This window comes from Microcoleus sp. Pol12A5 (assembly GCF_036701435.1).
Classification (GTDB): domain Bacteria; phylum Cyanobacteriota; class Cyanobacteriia; order Cyanobacteriales; family Microcoleaceae; genus Microcoleus.
This window is the reverse complement of the sequence record NZ_JAUBQU010000051.1, coordinates 27,301-44,510: the sequence shown is the minus strand read 5'-3', so window position 1 is coordinate 44,510 and position 17,210 is coordinate 27,301. Positions and strand designations below refer to the sequence as shown.

At 46.7% G+C, this 17,210-nt stretch carries 15 protein-coding genes; 8 read left to right on the top strand and 7 right to left on the bottom strand.

Features of this window, described 5'->3' with window-relative positions:
• Nucleotides 1-378 precede the first annotated feature (378 nt).
• A complete protein-coding gene (locus tag QUA45_RS15430; RefSeq protein WP_333221417.1) occupies nt 379-1,068 on the top strand; it encodes a hypothetical protein in 690 nt (229 codons plus the stop codon).
• Entirely contained in the window at nt 1,059-1,538 is a 480-nt protein-coding gene (locus QUA45_RS15425) for a DUF2726 domain-containing protein (protein ID WP_333221415.1), read from the top strand. The genes QUA45_RS15430 and QUA45_RS15425 overlap by 10 nt, the downstream gene beginning before the upstream one ends.
• Before the next feature lie 154 nt (nt 1,539-1,692).
• On the opposite strand, the gene arsM is transcribed toward QUA45_RS15425, so the two are convergent.
• Entirely contained in the window at nt 1,693-2,661 is a 969-nt protein-coding gene (gene arsM, locus QUA45_RS15420; RefSeq protein WP_333096748.1) for an arsenosugar biosynthesis arsenite methyltransferase ArsM, read from the bottom strand.
• A gap of 148 nt (nt 2,662-2,809) precedes the next feature.
• Entirely contained in the window at nt 2,810-4,438 is a 1,629-nt protein-coding gene (locus tag QUA45_RS15415; RefSeq protein WP_333221413.1) for a hypothetical protein, read from the bottom strand.
• Nucleotides 4,439-5,080: 642 nt separating this feature from the next.
• Here QUA45_RS15415 and psaA point away from each other — a divergent pair.
• The 5 genes from psaA (at nt 5,081) to QUA45_RS15390 (ending at nt 12,134) form a co-directional block, all read left to right on the top strand.
• Complete coding sequence (gene psaA, locus QUA45_RS15410) at nt 5,081-7,375, top strand: photosystem I core protein PsaA (RefSeq protein ID WP_333096751.1); 2,295 nt, start codon at nt 5,081-5,083, stop codon at nt 7,373-7,375.
• 110 nt (nt 7,376-7,485) lie between these two features.
• The gene (gene psaB, locus QUA45_RS15405; protein WP_333037061.1) at nt 7,486-9,714 is read left to right on the top strand and encodes a photosystem I core protein PsaB; all 2,229 of its coding nucleotides are present in this window, start codon (nt 7,486-7,488) and stop codon (nt 9,712-9,714) included.
• Nucleotides 9,715-10,269: 555 nt separating this feature from the next.
• The gene (locus tag QUA45_RS15400) at nt 10,270-10,818 is read left to right on the top strand and encodes a hypothetical protein (RefSeq protein ID WP_333221411.1); all 549 of its coding nucleotides are present in this window, start codon (nt 10,270-10,272) and stop codon (nt 10,816-10,818) included.
• A gap of 433 nt (nt 10,819-11,251) precedes the next feature.
• Nucleotides 11,252-11,791, top strand: coding sequence for a group 1 truncated hemoglobin (locus tag QUA45_RS15395; RefSeq protein WP_333096754.1), 540 nt, complete (start codon nt 11,252-11,254; stop codon nt 11,789-11,791).
• Nucleotide 11,792: 1 nt separating this feature from the next.
• Nucleotides 11,793-12,134 carry a hypothetical protein gene (locus QUA45_RS15390; protein ID WP_333096755.1) on the top strand — a complete coding sequence of 114 codons (342 nt, stop codon included), beginning with the start codon at nt 11,793-11,795 and terminating at the stop codon, nt 12,132-12,134.
• Nucleotides 12,135-12,242: 108 nt separating this feature from the next.
• Here QUA45_RS15390 and QUA45_RS15385 read toward each other — a convergent pair whose 3' ends face one another.
• Together QUA45_RS15385 and QUA45_RS15380 are read right to left on the bottom strand one after the other, a co-directional pair.
• Nucleotides 12,243-12,437 (bottom strand): hypothetical protein, encoded by a 195-nt coding sequence (locus tag QUA45_RS15385; protein ID WP_333063872.1) that lies wholly within the window; start codon nt 12,435-12,437, stop codon nt 12,243-12,245.
• A 231-nt stretch (nt 12,438-12,668) separates the two neighbouring features.
• Nucleotides 12,669-12,881, bottom strand: a complete 213-nt coding sequence (locus tag QUA45_RS15380) for a helix-turn-helix domain-containing protein (RefSeq protein ID WP_242717445.1) — start codon at nt 12,879-12,881, stop codon at nt 12,669-12,671.
• 175 nt (nt 12,882-13,056) lie between these two features.
• On the opposite strand from QUA45_RS15380, the gene QUA45_RS15375 reads away from it, so the two are divergent.
• Nucleotides 13,057-13,527, top strand: coding sequence for a hypothetical protein (locus tag QUA45_RS15375; RefSeq protein WP_333096758.1), 471 nt, complete (start codon nt 13,057-13,059; stop codon nt 13,525-13,527).
• 41 nt (nt 13,528-13,568) lie between these two features.
• Here the strand turns inward: QUA45_RS15375 and QUA45_RS15370 are convergent, their stop codons facing one another.
• The 3 genes from QUA45_RS15370 to QUA45_RS15360 all read right to left on the bottom strand — a co-directional run bounded on the left by QUA45_RS15370 (nt 13,569) and on the right by QUA45_RS15360 (nt 17,103).
• Nucleotides 13,569-13,775 carry a hypothetical protein gene (locus QUA45_RS15370; RefSeq protein WP_333096760.1) on the bottom strand — a complete coding sequence of 69 codons (207 nt, stop codon included), beginning with the start codon at nt 13,773-13,775 and terminating at the stop codon, nt 13,569-13,571.
• 271 nt (nt 13,776-14,046) lie between these two features.
• Nucleotides 14,047-15,369: a CO2 hydration protein gene (locus tag QUA45_RS15365; protein WP_333221409.1), complete on the bottom strand. Its 1,323-nt coding sequence runs from the start codon at nt 15,367-15,369 to the stop codon at nt 14,047-14,049.
• 177 nt (nt 15,370-15,546) lie between these two features.
• Complete coding sequence (locus tag QUA45_RS15360; RefSeq protein WP_333096763.1) at nt 15,547-17,103, bottom strand: NADH-quinone oxidoreductase subunit M; 1,557 nt, start codon at nt 17,101-17,103, stop codon at nt 15,547-15,549.
• Nucleotides 17,104-17,210 lie beyond the last annotated feature (107 nt).

Genomic DNA, 17,210 nt, shown 5'->3' with positions numbered 1-17,210 from the left:
TTTAAGGATTCAATGGATAAAGGTTTTTCGGTGTTCAGCCAGGGGTAGTTTCCGGGGAATTCTGGTGCTCTGACGCGAGGCATGGCATCTCCTGGGTAGGATGTGAATGATTTTTTTACTTCTTTAATTTAGCGGGAAGTTTAGCGACATGGGGAAAAAGCGGGTTAAACCTGGGCTTTTGGAGACAGCCAAGATGGCTGTGGCAAAAGAGGGGGGCGAGGGATGCGATCGAGCCTCACTGTCCTTGTTGAGTATAAATACTCAAAAAATTACTCTTTAATTAACATCTAAAAATCTTAGCCAAGATGCTTGACATTCCTGGAGGGCAAGCTTAAGCTATGTCTAGGAACCTTAGCCAGGACTTGTGGAAATTAGCAAATGTCCAAAATTATCTACGATGTCATCCAACGTTTTGAGGTAGAAGACGGCGTACCCCGTCTGATTTCAACCAATATTCAAGTGATTGAAGGTGGCGAAGATTTAATGTCTTCGGCTGCAATTTTACTCAAGCAAATGGGCTTCTATGACAAGTTTGAGGAGAAGCGAACATCTCAATATATAGGGTACAGACTTAAAAACCCCGGGAAAGGAGATAAGCGTTATCAACTTGTTTTAGCTCAGCGGAAAGAGGATTTGTGTATTTGTGTACCTCAAAAAATTTTAGAAAAACACATCTTAGAAATAAACTTCTATAACTTTGTGGGTAACTACAGTGATATCGATTTTGAAATGATAGTTGTCTGTCGTTTGTGGGTGTTACCTAGTCAAAAAGAAAATTTTTTTAACACCCTCAAATATAGAAATGAATTAAGTCACATGATTTCTAGCCATACAGTAGCAGGAAAAACTGGTTTACGACATCCATATAAAAGTAGTGAATACATTCAATATCTCGCCGATTTTCAGATAGATACTGCTAATTTGGCCGACAATAAAACTTATGTCTTATTAAGTAACGATAAACTGTTTCCCTATACATGGCAAGCATCTATAAATTGTCCCGAAGTTCTTAAAGAATTCATCAATTACTTTGGTAAAGTCATAATGGAGCAAAACAAATGTCTGTAAAAGCCAAAAGACTTGTCAACCCTTACGAAGAAAGAATGCTCGAATTTCTTCATATCTGTGTAGACAACAACTATAAAATTCATACACAGGTTAGCTTGTCCCAAATTTGCGAACAAGTCAGCAACCTTGACTGGGAACTCAAAAAGTTTTTATTTAGCCCCAGTGCTGTGGATGCTCTAATCACAGACTTGAACTACAATCCTTGCCTAGTAGTAGAGTTTCAGTCTCAGTACCACGATAGCCCAGAAGCGAAAGAGCGCGATCGCAAACAAGCTACTTTACTTGAGTTTGCCAAAGTTCCCTTAATTTATTCGCGGGTAAAAGAGTGTGGTCTGTTATATCTATCCTCTCAAAATGAGGAAGTAGTTTACAATTTATACACGGGACAAAACAGGGAAAATGCCCAAGCGCTAATCAGGCAGTATTGCAGGGAATCAGTCGCGCCTCAACTTCAGCTTATAGCTTGGTAACAGACCTTATGCAACTCTTGATTCTTCCCAAATCTATGGGGCGATTGGAAATCGCGACTAAACACAAAAAACCCGCCTGCGCCGGTTCTCAAGAGTCCGCGCAGGCCGACTTCCTTCGTTTGTCTAGGCGCAGTTTAAACCGCCGTTTTTTCTCCTAACAGCAACCGCCGCCATTATAATGCCAAGTCGAATCAGTAATTAACACCTTATCGGGCATCAATCCCCCCAACTTGCCAGCAGTTTTATCGCACACCGCGGCTGGAACTCCCCGCTGCAAAACGTGACCCGCCCCGTCATCAAATAACTCTTCCATCCCCGTATAAATCGCCGTCTTGCCAGTGAAAATGCAAGCTCCGTCATCCGGTACATCCACTTTGAAAGACACCGAATCCAGGCTTTCTAACAGCAAATCGACATCCAATTGATAATTGTATTTGTCCAGCAATCGGTAAGGACGGCGCGCCCGCACTTCGACTTGGCCAAAACCAACGTCCACAAGGTGTTGAACGTATTCTTCGTATGTCAGAGCACCGGACAAACACAAAGCCCGCAAGCGTTGGTCTTCCTTCAAATGCTGCGGAATTGGCCGAGTTGCGATCGGATCGCTCATCAACAATCGGCCGCCCGGTTTTAACACCCGATAAGTCTCTTTTAATGCTTTAGCTAAATCCGCAGGTTCAAAAATATTAAACAAGCAGTTTTGGGCGACAACATCTACAGAAGCATCCGGCACCGGCAACGAAAAAGCATCGCCTTCACAAATTTCCACAAAACTAGCATCAAACCAATCATTTTCGTGGGCGGCAATTTGTAAGTTTCGTGCAGCCGCATCTCGCATTGCTGGAACCGGATCGACGGCAATAACCGCTCCTTTGTGTCTAGAAAAATATGCAAATTGTAGTGCTTCCAAGCCGCCGCCGACGCCTACATAAAGCACGAAGGGATTGCCTACAAGTTCGGCGGCGTGAACGGTTGTGCCACAGCCATAATTCATTTCTTGCATTTGTTCGGGAATTTTTAATCCTGGCAATTGCAAGGGGCTGCTTTGGACGCAGCAAAGTCCGATTTGGGGTGTTTCGGCAACATCGCTGTAGAATTTGGCTGCTGTTTCGAGGTAGGTCATTTTTGAGTGTCCTAATTTTTGATTTTTGACCGCAGATGGAGCACGGGCGGGACGCCCATGCCACGAAGCCCAGAAATATTTTGTTAGGTGGCAAATTCGACTGGAACACGGGCGGGACGACCATGCCACGAAGCCCAGAAATATTTTGTTAGGTGGCAAATTCGACTTTTTGTTCGGATTTGGGCGGATTTTCTGGTTCGGAAACTGTTGGTTCGGGAGGGGCTAATTCGCTGGTTGGCTGGCTAGGAGTTTCAGCGGCAACTGGTGGCGTTGGCGGTACCAGATTGGGAGACTGTTCTGGTATCGCGGGAGCGACTACTTTTGGTACTGGAGCTTTTCCTGTTATTTCTGGGAGGGTTGGTGGCTCTGAAGGATTAACAGGTTGGGGTTCTTGACGCAGGAAGTTGCGGAACCGATTGTAGTATCCTTTATATTCCTGTTTTTTTGTTTGGGGAGATGCTGTTGGGGTCGGTTCTATTATTTTAACGGGTGCAACAACTTTCGGGGTTTCTAACTGTGGAGTTGCTGTCGGTGTCGGTTTTATTACTTGAACAGGTTCTACAATTTTCGGGGTTTCTAACTGTGGGGTTGCTGTCGGTGTCGGTTCTATTTCTTGAACAGGTTCTACAATTTTCGGGGTTTCTAACTGTGGGGTTGCTGTGGGTGTCGGTTCTATTTCTTGAATGGGAGCAATTTCGGGAGCGACTGTTGGCTCTAAGCTCGGTTGGGTAACAGGCGTTTCTGGAACCGCTGGTGAGGGTTGGACAACTGGTGTTTTTTCTAATGCAGGTGTCGGTGTCGGTTCGGGGGTTGGGGCTGGTGTCGGTTCGGGAGCTTGGTAGCTACGATCGACTATACCGCGACTTTCTGCTGCTGTTAGTTCGCCCCGCACTAATTTAGAAAGAGGATCTTGGCCGAGCGGTTGGAAATTTATCAGTCTGACTGTATTATTAAAGGCGTTTTTGACGATATTTCCCCGTTCGTCAATTAATTCTAGCTGTACCCAGTTTTTCCCTGGTTTGAATCCTTTAAGATATATAGGTTGCCATTGGTCAATCGCAAAGCTTTGGCCGTTGACTGTGGCTCGAATTTTCCAATCGAGTATTTCATCTTGGGAATTTTCTTGCGCCACTTCGTGGGAGGGGGCATTTGTCAAGTAAAAGTCCAGCAGGATGGGTTCTGCCCCATAGCTGCCTTGGGGGCTGTTGTACGTTAATAAGGGTAATGTTCGATCGGGATTATTGTCGTCTGTTTTGGTAAAAACGTGAAAGGTGGTTTGAGCAGCGGCACCTTCGTTTTTAAAGCTTTCTTCCCAAGGGCGAGCGGCGAACACCTGCAGGGTATGGGTCCCGGGTTCTAAGTCGGAGAGCGTTAAAGGTTGGTTGATGTCGTAAACTGCTGCATAAGGTTGGTTGTCTAATAAAACTTGCAGATGGGGGCCCAAACCCAAGTTTGCATCTTTGAAAATAGGCAAGTCCTTCACTTGGAACTGAACAGACACATTTATATCCTGAAGCACTTCGTCAGGTTTTGGATTCAAAATACTAATTTGAGGCTGGTAGATTTCTAGAGCCTGACGCAGTTGTTGAATGGCTTCTGGGGGAGAAACCTCTGAGATTTTGTTTACCTGGGCGGTAGCTGAGCCGCTATTGTTCCCTGATTTGGGCAATTCGGAATGGCCCGCGCCACAACTTGCTAAACCCAAAATTAATACTGCTACTGCGAACAATGCCAGCAGCCTGCCTGCAACCGTTCTGTGCCAATTGATCCCAATCACGCAACCATACTCCTAGAAGCCTTCTCATAGGGAACTATAGCCCAAAAATGAATTTAGTATTGGGGAATTGCCGCTCATGAATTCCAAAGGGTCCTAGGAGGCAGGATTGAGGCAGCAGCGGCAACCCATCCTCTCCGACTATTAATTCGCGCAGATGTTTTCCAAAACATATATCTACAAATGAGTATTCCTAAATTACTTTATCTTTGAGTTTTGTAAAGTTAATGGCAGTACCCCTTGACTTTTTTGAGGGATTGTGGAATTTAAAGGCGTTATTACATCAAGAATTGAACCTTTTTTAAGTATTGTTAACAAGCGATTAATACTTCTCTAGCAAGCTTATAATTCATAAAACTCCCTCAAAAGGAGCAGCCGTATCAAGTCTGAATCAAGGACGCGATCGGTGGCTCATCTGGCGAGAAGAGTTGGCAGTACCCAGTCACATTGTTAGCGACACTGGGAAACTGGCTTCTTCAAAGAAGCAAAATGCTTGGGGAGACGATGCACCTGCGTCTAGCTCTGCAAAGAGTAAAGTGTAGTGCAGTGTCGGCTTTTTCGAGAATCCCCCGCCTAATCAAGCGCGGGGAGTGTCCGGTACAGTATTCAGTTCTCGTTCCTTGTCTTACCGAGAGGAGAGTCTTCATGACCATTAGTCCTCCAGAGCGAGAGGTAAAAGCTAGGGTAGTAGTCGATAAGAATCCGGTTCCAACTTCTTTCGAGAAGTGGTCAAAACCCGGTCATTTTGATCGCACTCTAGCTAAGGGGCCAAAAACCACCACTTGGATTTGGAACCTCCACGCTAACGCTCACGACTTTGACAGTCATACAAGTGACTTAGAAGACGTTTCGCGCAAAATCTTTAGCGCTCACTTCGGCCACTTGGCAGTAATCTTCGTGTGGATCAGTGGCGCATATTTCCACGGCGCTAAATTTTCCAATTACGAAGCTTGGCTGACAAATCCTACAGCCATCAAGCCCAGCGCTCAAGTGGTCTGGCCGATTTTTGGTCAAGAAATTTTAAATGCAGATGTAGGCGGCGGCTTTCACGGAATTCAGATCACCTCTGGTCTATTCCAGTGGTGGCGCGCCAACGGCATCACTAACTCATACCAGCTATATTGCACTGCGATCGGCGCCCTGGTAATGGCAGCTCTGATGCTATTTGCCGGTTGGTTCCACTATCACGTCCGCGCTCCGAAACTGGAATGGTTCCAGAACGTGGAATCGATGATGAACCACCACTTGGCTGTGTTGTTGGGCTGCGGCTGCTTGGGCTACGCGGGACAGCAAATTCACGTGTCGCTGCCAATCAACGCTTGCATGGACGCGATCGATGCAGGTGCACCGCTGACAGTCGGCGGCAAGCTGATTAAAACAGTTGCCGACATCCCCCTGCCGCACGAGTGGATTTTGACACCGGGCTTGATGGCTGACATCTACCCGAGTTTCGCTAAAGGTTTAACCCCCTTCTTCACCCTCAACTGGGGCGCATACACAGACTTCCTGACCTTCAAAGGCGGTCTGAACCCCACCACAGGCGGTTTGTGGCTGACTGATACAACACACCACCACTTAGCTTTGGCAGTGCTATTCATCGTCGCTGGTCATATGTACCGGACGAACTGGGGCATCGGCCACAGCATGAAAGAAATCCTAGAGAACCACAAAGGCCCCTTCACTGGTGAAGGTCACAAAGGTCTCTACGAAATTCTGACTAATTCTTGGCACGCGCAACTGTCGATTAACTTGGCACTGATGGGCTCTCTGAGCATCATCGTCGCCCACCACATGTATGCGATGCCTCCGTATCCGTACATCGCGACCGACTACCCAACTCAGCTATCCCTGTTCACCCACCACATGTGGATTGGCGGATTCCTGATTGTTGGAGCAGCCGCTCACGGAGCAATCTTCATGGTTCGGGATTACGATCCCGCTGGAAATGTCAACAACTTGTTGGATCGCGTGATCCGGCATCGGGATGCGATCATTTCCCACCTGAACTGGGTTTGTATATTCTTGGGCTTCCACAGCTTCGGTCTGTACGTTCACAACGACACGATGCGAGCTTTCGGTCGTCCTCAAGATTTGTTCTCGGATACCGGGATTCAGTTGCGTCCGATATTTGCCCAGTGGGTGCAAAACATCCACGCTTTGGCTCCGGGTACAACAGCGCCTAATGCTACGGAAATCGTTAGCCACGCTTTTGGCGGCGGTGCAGTAGTAGTCGCCGGCAAAGTAGCGATGATGCCGATCGAGTTGGGTACGGCGGATTTCATGATCCACCACATCCACGCTTTCACTATTCACGTTACAGTCCTGATTCTTTTGAAGGGCGTGTTGTTTGCACGCAGTTCTCGCTTGGTTCCTGACAAAGGCAACTTGGGCTTCCGGTTCCCTTGCGACGGCCCTGGCCGGGGCGGCACCTGCCAAGTTTCTGGTTGGGATCACGTGTTCCTAGGCTTGTTCTGGATGTACAACTGCATCTCGATCGTGATTTTCCACTTTAGCTGGAAAATGCAGTCGGACGTGTGGGGAACAGTATCGCCAGACGGCACAATTTCTCACATTACCGGCGGCAACTTCGCACAAAGTGCGCTCACGATTAACGGCTGGCTGCGGGACTTCCTCTGGGCGCAAGCTTCTCAGGTGATTCAGTCCTACGGTTCGGCACTGTCGGCCTACGGTCTGATGTTCCTAGCTGGACACTTCGTCTTCGCCTTCAGCTTGATGTTCCTGTTCAGCGGCCGTGGCTACTGGCAAGAACTGATTGAGTCGATTGTTTGGGCTCACAACAAGCTCAAGGTAGCTCCGTCGATTCAGCCTCGCGCTCTGAGCATTATTCAGGGTCGGGCTGTGGGTGTAGCTCACTACCTCCTAGGAGGAATTGTCACTACGTGGGCATTTTTCCTAGCGCGAATCATTTCGGTAGGGTAAACTACCCCTAGGTTTTGGATTCTCGATTTGGGAGGAATCTCAAATCGAGAATCCAAACTCCGAACCGAATCCCTTCAATTTTGTTCAGGATTCAGGATTAATCAAGGCTTATGGCAACGAAATTTCCAAAATTTAGCCAAGACCTTGCCCAAGACCCGACCACACGGCGGATCTGGTACGGGATTGCCACAGCACACGACTTTGAAAGCCACGATGGCATGACCGAAGAAAATCTTTACCAAAAGATTTTTGCTTCTCACTTCGGCCACCTAGCAATCATTTTCTTGTGGACTTCGGGCAGCCTGTTCCACGTAGCATGGCAAGGTAACTTTGAACAGTGGATTAAAGACCCCCTAAACGTCCGCCCGATCGCTCACGCGATTTGGGACCCGCAATTCGGCGCTCCTGCTGTAGAAGCTTTCACTCAAGGGGGCGCTTCTAACCCGGTGGATATCTCTTACTCTGGTGTCTACCATTGGTGGTTCACCCAAGGGATTCGGACAAACGCCGACCTGTATCAAGGAGCTATCTTCTTGCTACTACTGGCGGCTGTCTTCCTGTTCGCAGGTTGGTTGCACCTCCAGCCCAAGTACCGCCCCAGCTTGTCTTGGTTCAAAAATGCTGAATCTCGCCTCAACCACCACTTGGCTGGTTTGTTCGGTGTCAGCTCTTTGGCTTGGACTGGTCACATGGTTCACGTTGCTATCCCCGAATCTCGCGGACAGCACGTAGGTTGGGACAACTTCTTGTCTACCCCGCCTCACCCGGCCGGTTTGGCTCCGTTCTTCACTGGTAACTGGGGCGTATACGCCGAGAATCCAGATGCAGCGAGCCATGTCTTCGGTACTTCCGAAGGCGCTGGAACCGCAATTCTGACTTTCTTGGGTGGCTTCCATCCTCAAACAGAATCCCTGTGGCTGACAGACATCGCTCACCACCACTTGGCGATCGCTGTTCTGTTTATCGTGGCCGGTCATATGTACCGGACTAACTTCGGTATCGGTCACAGCATCAAAGAGATGTTGGATTCTAAGGCTGGTTTGGTCGGCGGCAAGAGTGAAGGACAGTTCAACTTGCCTCACCAAGGCTTGTATGAAACCTACAACAACTCGCTGCACTTCCAACTGGCATTTCACCTCGCTGCTTTGGGCGTAATTACCTCCCTGGTAGCACAGCATATGTACGCGATGCCTCCCTACGCTTTTATAGGTAAGGACTTCACGACTCAGGCTGCGCTTTACACCCACCACCAGTACATTGCTGGATTCATCATGGTCGGCGCTTTCGCCCACGGAGCTATCTTCTTGGTGCGGGACTACGATCCTGAAGCAAACAAAGGCAACGTGCTCGATCGCGTGTTGCAGCACAAAGAAGCGATTATCTCTCACTTGAGCTGGGTGTCGCTGTTCTTGGGCTTCCACACTCTCGGCTTGTACGTTCACAATGACGTTGTAGTTGCTTTCGGAACTCCTGAAAAGCAAATCTTGATTGAACCAGTGTTCGCACAGTTCATCCAAGCTGCTCACGGCAAAGCTCTCTACGGCATGGACGTGCTGTTGTCTAACCCTGACAGTATTGCTTCTACCGCTTGGCCTAACTACGGCAACGTATGGCTCCCAGGCTGGTTGGATGCGATCAACAGCGGTACTAATTCTCTGTTCTTGGCGATCGGACCTGGCGATTTCTTGGTTCACCACGCGATCGCACTAGGCTTGCACACCACCACCTTGATCTTGGTCAAGGGCGCTCTGGATGCACGCGGTTCTAAGCTGATGCCGGACAAAAAAGACTTCGGTTATGCTTTCCCTTGCGACGGCCCCGGCCGTGGCGGTACTTGCGACATCTCTGCTTGGGACGCGATGTACCTGTCTGTATTCTGGATGTTGAACACCCTAGCTTGGGTAACGTTCTACTGGCACTGGAAGCACCTGGGCATCTGGCAAGGTAACGTGGCTCAGTTCAATGAGTCTTCTACCTACCTGATGGGCTGGTTCCGCGATTACCTCTGGCTGTATTCTTCTCAGTTGATCAACGGTTACAACCCGTATGGTACTAACAACTTGTCAGTCTGGGCTTGGATGTTCTTATTCGGACACCTCGTTTGGGCAACTGGTTTCATGTTCCTGATCTCTTGGAGAGGTTACTGGCAAGAGTTGATCGAGACTTTGGTTTGGGCTCACGAGCGCACTCCTTTGGCTAACTTGGTTCGCTGGAAAGACAAGCCTGTTGCTTTGTCCATCGTCCAAGGTCGTTTGGTTGGCTTAGTTCACTTTACTGTGGGCAACGTCCTCACTTACGCGGCCTTTGTAATTGCCTCGACAGCCGGGAAATTCGGGTAACTCTGAACTCTGGTTTCTAGGTAATTAAATGAAATCCCCTGCCTTCTGGCGGGGGATTTTTTTGTATAGCAGAAGGAAGTTCGGCAACGAGCAATGTACGGGATGTAACGGATGGAATAAGATCGATGCGTCGAAGCAAAATGCAGTTCGATTAATGTTCACCGGCGGGACGCGAAGCGGTTGGCTGAGTCTGTCAAGCAGGAATCAAAGTGCGATCGCATTCCCTATCTTTAACATGAGCCTGTAGGCAATTCACAGTGCATGAATACTTGCAATACCAAAAACAATATATGTTTTATTTCTGGGATGTTGGATTCGGATACAAGTTTGGCTCTACTGCACGCGGTGATTGGAGTGCCTTGAGATGCTCGCGCTTTATGGAATACAATCCTTGACAGCGACACAACAATTCTGTGGCAGGGGACTCAATCGTATTACCCTTAGCCTCGTCAAAATATGGGAATTACAAGTCAGCTTAAAGAAATATCGTTAGCGACGTTTGAGACCCTGAAAAAAGAGCCAGCCCTCGTTGAGGCTTTTCTTAGCGCAAAGTGGTTGCCTGAATCCACTTTTTGGGAAACGGCAACCCATTGGCCTGCTGCATCTGCCGAACTGATAAAGCAAAATTGTGAGACAGCATTTTTCAAAATACCTTCCCTGCGAGAACAGTTCGTTTCTGAGTGGGAAACACCAGACCTAGACTCGAACAAAAACTTTCAACAACTTACATTCTTATTGGCTGGATACATACCAGGCTACATTTTCGATCGAGCTACTATTCCAGAGATCAAAGCAAACACATATCTTATGGCAAAAGCCAAAGGGGAAGATTTTTTCCCTTTTCTGGTAATTGACAATTCGAGATGGGATGGTTTGCCTTTGGTGAATGCTATCGGTGCTGGTGGAGAGATTGGTTACAGTACGGGATATGGAGTGGTGCGGTATCTTCTGCCTGATGAAATTACACGGATATTGAACGGTTTGGTCGCGCTGGGAGAACAAGGGTTTCAAAGTCGCTATCTTCGAGAAGCCGATCGAGATGAACCGATCTCGTTGATTAATTGGGCAGAAGAAGAAATCTTGGAGTGGTTGACCGACTACTAAAATGAAATGTTGAATTACTATCAAAAAGTTTCCGCCGATCGAAATGCTATGTTACTTTACTTGAGCTAGGCTTTTCATCTAACATAATATCGATTGCTTCGATCGAATCTTAGCACTTTGTACCCGATCTTTTAGCTGTGGCGAAAAATGCTTAAGCGCGTCTTGACAAGAGGCAACACAATGTGAATGTGAAGTTAATCAGCAAATACTGACTTAATTAAGAAATATCAAGAAATATACCATAAGATAATTAGATGGTAAAGTTATCCAATTGATGTGACGAGCGCTCGCTTTTTACCATCACGCGAATTGAAAGACTAAGTTTAATTGGGCTTATACTTCGGCTTCCGGCTTCTTAAGCCTATGTATCTGTAAATGACTTAGTGCTGAAGATTCAATTAACCATATTACCATCACAGTTGGAGATTTTTCAATGAAACTCAGTAAATCTTTGGCAATGTTGTTGACATTAATTTGTATCACAGTCATAGTAGTGACTACTTTCAGATTAAGCCCTAGTTTCGCTCGTTCTACGCCGGCGATGTCAGCACAAGAATCAGCAGAAAAAGTAACTACTGATCTGATTGCACAAGGTGCCGGAGGAACATCTCTCTACACTAGGCTAGGAGGCTACAACGCGATCGCAAAAGTCATTGATGATTCAGCAACTTTCATATTCGCTGACCCACTAATTGGTAAATACTTTATTGGCTTGGGCACAAACTCACAACAGAGGCTGCGTCAGTTGTTAGTGGATCAATTCTGCCAAGCGGCAGGGGGGCCTTGCGTTTATACAGGGCGGACTATGAAGCTTTCCCATAGTGGAATGGATGGAGGTCTCACGAACAATGAATTTAACGCTTTTGCTAATGATGTGTCCCAAGCTCTCGATAAAAATAGCGTCAATCAATCAGAGAAAGCCGAAGTCCTGGCATTTGTTAATAGTCTCAGAAGCAAGATTGTCGAAAAGTAATATGAAACACTCGAATCTCCTCCTGCTTTCGGTGGCATTTCTGCTACTGTCAGGAATGGTAATGGCCGACGCAGCCCATGCAAAACCGTCAGAGCCAACCACCGAGATGAAAGTTCCAGTATCCCCAATGCCGAGGCAGTCTTCTGAGCGCTTTTCCATGCCTGCTATTTTTGCTCCAACCCAAGTTCAATCCAACGATCGACCTTTTTGTTTTTATCAGCGCTCCGATAGCACTATAGTTGATTTGAGCAGACTGTGTGGGGCTAAGAGCACCGAAACCGGTACAAATACTAGATGGGAGAACGCTCCTGTTGAGGAGAAGAAGACCCCTATTTATTGGTAGAAAAATGAGAATTTGTTTCACTAGACTAATTCCATAGGAGCGCCCTTGCCTTACTTCCTCCGAAGTGCGTGAAGCGTAGCTATCCGGTAGGGAATCGCCCTCATCGCCTCAAATTTCACCATTCACCTGCATCTGATGCACCTTGTCAGCCAATTCTTGCAAGCGCTTTTCGTCTAACTCGTCAATCGCCAGCATCCCGACATAGATAATTTCCTTCAGCGTTAGTCGGGTTGCTAGCGCCTTTTTCTGCACAATTTCTTTGATGATGGGGCTCACCCCGATGGCGGTACTGGCTCTAGTCATCCAATTTTAGATTTTAGATTTTAGATTTTAGATTTTAGATTGATCCCACAGATAAATCCGAGGCCCCGAACCAAATTGCTTGATTGTCACAAAGGTAACGGGAGATTAATAACTTGGATTAAATCTTAGCACCTTTAAGCTGAGCTTTTAGCTGCGAGACAAAATGCTTAAGCGCGTCTTGACAAGACGAAACAAAAAAATTATAGTGGAAACGTGGAAAAGCAGATCGACCTATTCCTCCAAAACTTCAACCAAATCCTCAATCATCACATCAAAAGTCCGAGCTAACTTCCGCAGCAAAGTAAAGTCAACCGTTGTCAGCCCTGGACAACGAGCATAATGCTTGACAGTGTTGTACATTACCCCAGAACGTTCTGAAACTTCCTTGAATGTCCAACCTTTCTCTGCAGCTAGTTCTCTGACTTTAATTCTTACTAAACCCATGCTTGACAATGGGTGCTATAACACCTTAGAATGAATTTATCTAAAAAGCCGATCGCCCCCCGGCCTGGAAAACTAAGGGGCGATCGTCTATTAAACCTAATAAGGACTCTCTATCAACAGGTCTATTTACCATATCCAGAGGTCTACTAGCACTATATCCAGAGATCTACTAGCCATGATATCAGAAACTCCGGCAAAATCGCGGACGATCGCCGAATCCAAAATAATTCACAAATCGCCAATCCTGCATCCGCTGGCGAGATTCGTTACCGAAGAAACAGTTGCACTTCTGTTCAATATCGCAGCAGACGAGATTTACCGCATCGAATGCTGTCGCTACATGGTTTACGTTCACGCCAAAGGCATCAGCCGCTTTGTCAGCTACGCCGATTTTCCCCCTATTTTAGAAGTAAAGCCGATCGCACTTCAAGATTTTGGCAGATGGTACAAACGCTGGAAAAGCAAGCTAGCACCAGCATTTTGGACGAAATTCTACACCCACAAGTTCAAAAAAGCTGTTTCAGTTGACAGATTGCTGGAGTGGGGCCAACTGGTAGCTACTGTTAAATCGGTCATTTCTGGGGCGGCGCTGCAACAGCTACGAGATGTCTATGCCCAAGAAAAATATTTGATGGAAAAATTTTAAAGTGCGATCGACTTAATCCTACTTGAACTTTCAATTAAATTTTAAAACACTTCATCCTCGATACCGACCCACCATTCGCCCAGATTCATTAAATCTTTGTGAAGGTCAGTAAGTTCTGTCATATACTCTTCAGCAGAAATCTCCGATCGCCTTTCTTGCAATTTTTTCAGCCGCAGTTGCACTAACAGCCAAGGTTTGGAAATCCCGTCCTTTGCTTCGATATATTTGGCTAGATCGTTGCTGTCCATACTTATTGGTTATTTGTTATTGGTTATAATATCATTTCCCTTTGTATCGGAATGATATAACCGCAGAGAAATCAGAGGAAAAGAAGAGATAGAGAGCAAGAATTACGAGGCCAACTGGCTTAATATTATAGGACTTTTGAAACAATTTAAAAAAGCTCTGATTTTTCCCAGTCGGTTTCAACCGACTTGAGCTTTGAGCCAGGGGTTTAAACCCCTGGCGGACTAACGGACTGACGGATTTTTTAGCTAAGATGCCTCCCGCAAACATCCTTTACCTATAATCCGAAGTCTGAATATTCTTGAGCTTCGCAGCATATTTCATGCCGTATTCCGGGCGACAGAAGCGATCGATCTGAGACTCAAAGAAAGCCCGATTTGCCTTCAAATGCTTCGGATTCGGGTCATCTAAAGGATACAAAAGAGCAGTCCGCAAAGCTTGAATCACCGCCGAAGTTACGCAGTACATCGATCGCTGAAAAGTCACCCCAATTTGATTGAGGATATCATCTTCGCCGCGACAGCGCTGTTTGTAGAAATCCATCAAATAAGGCGGCAGGAAATGCAGCATATCTTGTGCTAGCAAAGTCGGCGGAATCCCCGCCGTACCTACCGGGAATTTGTCTGCATACAATACTCCGAAGTGGAAGTCTTTTTGGTCGTCAGGAACTTCCTTAGCTTGAGCATTGTAAGATTTGGTGCCTCGGAACGGCGAAGTGCGATAAAATATAGCTTCCACGTAAGGTAACGCTGCTTCGTAAAGCCAAGTGAAACCTTTAGATTTCGGGATGATTTCGTAGGTTTCGCCGTCGATTTGAACGTGGTGGTAAATCGGACGACCGGCGATCGCAAATATGCCATTTACCAGGAAATCCATCGCCTGCGGGACTGTGGTAACTTTCCCTTCGTCGTACAAGTCGGAAACCTCAAAAAACACCGGCGCCATGACTTCCCAGAATAAACCGAGATTGCTGTAATAAGACATTTGGCGGCACTGTTCTAAAAACATTTCTGGAAATGCTTTGTGCAGTGCCAGCATGAACGGGTCTTTTTTGAAGTAAGCTTTAATTGCCCGATCGGCATTAGCCTTATATTCGTCACTGTCCAAATAAGGATCGAATTGATTCGTAGGCACGTACAAGCCCCGGTGCCAAAGCATTGACCTCATGCACTCTTCCGCAAATTCCATGTTAATGCGATCGTGCCACAAATGGTGAAAAAGCCGCGGCAATTTGCCTGTTTCTCCCTTCTCCATGAACTCCAAAAGTTCGGGGTGAACGCTTCCAGTCCCGCGCCATATCCGCAAATCTGCACCGTCGCCTGCATAGTGATTTTGTAAATCTAAATACTCTTGGGGTAAAAAGTATTTAAAGAAGGGAAGTGGGTGCAAAAATACTCGTTCGGCGATGTAAAGCAAATCCCGCCAGTAAAAGTCCATCGGCACTGCGTAAGCTTTCCAAATAGCGATGATTTGCATCAGATTTTCCGGCGTATCTGGAATCATCGCGCCGCCAGCTTCCAGCCTGTGAATTACTTCCGCAAATTCGTGCTTGGAAGGAGGTAGTTTAGTTGCTGGTTTATTAGGGGTTTGTACCATTGTTTTTTCCTTTGATTGACTGAATCTAAATATTTTGAATTATTGCAAAAAGCTGCAATTCTTTAACTGGTTCTCCGGCTTTGCTTGGGAACCGATATCCATGCCTGAACTGGAAAATTGGAGGCTTAGCCTCCGGATTTGCGTTACCAGGCAGAGCCTGGTAACAAGTAGATTCTCTTAGTGAGGGTCGGCGGACTTTGTTTGTTGTGTAGACGCGATGGAAATCGCCAAATGTTCAACGGGATAGTTAATAGCTACTTGGGCATTTCTGTCCGCCGGCAGAGTAGAAACGATTGCATTTGTGGTTGATTCGCTCCACTTGAGCAGCCAAGCAGGTTGAATTCCCAACACAAAAATGATGCCCGCCAAAACCAGCGCCGGCATATTTTCAGCAAACGTAACTGGAGGGTAGTAAGCCGTGGCATTATCCAACTTCCCAAAACAGGTGCGGTTGAGCAGAATTACAAAGTAAACTGCTGTTAACCCGGAGGCTAAAATGCACAGTAAAGTTGGAATTGGAAATGCTGAAAAACTACCTTGAAATACTAAAAATTCGGCAATAAAACCCACTAAGCCGGGAATTCCGGCGCTTGCCATACCGCCCAAAACTAACAGGGAACTGGCAGTGGGTAAGCCCCGCATCGGGTTCATCAAACCGTTGAGGACATCCAAATCCCGCGTGCCAACTTTGGTTTCGATGATACCTACCAAGTAAAACAGCAAAGCTAAAATCAAGCCGTGGCTTACCATTTGCCCGACAGCACCGATTAATGCCAGCTTCGTACCCGCCGCGCAGGCAACGAGGATGTAGCCCATGTGTCCGATCGAACTATAGGCTACCATGCGCTTGATGTCTTTTTGGGCGATCGCGCTCAAAGCACCGTACATCACGCTCACAGTCCCGATAATCGCTAAACCTGGAGCTAGAATTGGCCAAGTTTCGGGAAACAACTGCAAGCAGAAGCGGACTAAACCGTAAGTTCCCAACTTCGCCAGAATCCCTCCCAGCAAAATTGCTGTTGCTGGCGAAGCTTCGACGTAAGCATCTGGTAGCCAAGTGTGCAATGGCACTAAAGGAATTTTAATTCCCAACCCAATTAGCACAATTGTTAGCAGGATCAATTGCGTGTTCAAGGGCAATTCTTGAGTGGTAATCGCAGTGTAATCGAAATTTAAAGACCCACTCAGCCAAGCAACACCCAAAAACCCCGCTAGAACTAAAAGTCCCGAAACAGCCGTGTAAATCAAAAACTTCATGGCAGCGTATTCTCGCTGCTTTCCGCCCCAAATTGCAATCAACAGGTAAAAAGGAATTAATTCTACTTCGTAAAAAAGTACAAACAGCAGCAAATTTTGAGACATCAAAGCTCCGGCAATACCAGCATTGATCAGCAAAATCAAAGCATAGTAAAGCTGGGGCCGAGCCATCCCTTCGCCAGTGCCATAAATGACTAATAGCGTCAGCAAAGCACTTAAAACCAGCAGCGGCAAGGACAAGCCGTCAATGCCCAAATTGTAGCTCAAACCTAATTGTGGAATCCAAGGCAAATATTCTTGAAATTGCAGTCCCGAATTGGCTGGATCGAATTGAGTCAACAGCCAGATATTTAAAATGAAAATAGCTGCCGCAAAAGCCGAGGCTATTGAACGCAGACGCATTCCATTGATATTTCCGGGCAGGAACCCGACTACCGCAGCGCCCAACGCGGGCAACCAGAGCAAGGCACTAAGCATAATGTGTGAAGTGAAGAGTGAAGAGTGAACAATCAATTTGGCAGCCTCTTGTCTTTGATAATTTGAGAGTTTAGATATTAAACTTTTTCCCAATTATCAATTCCAAA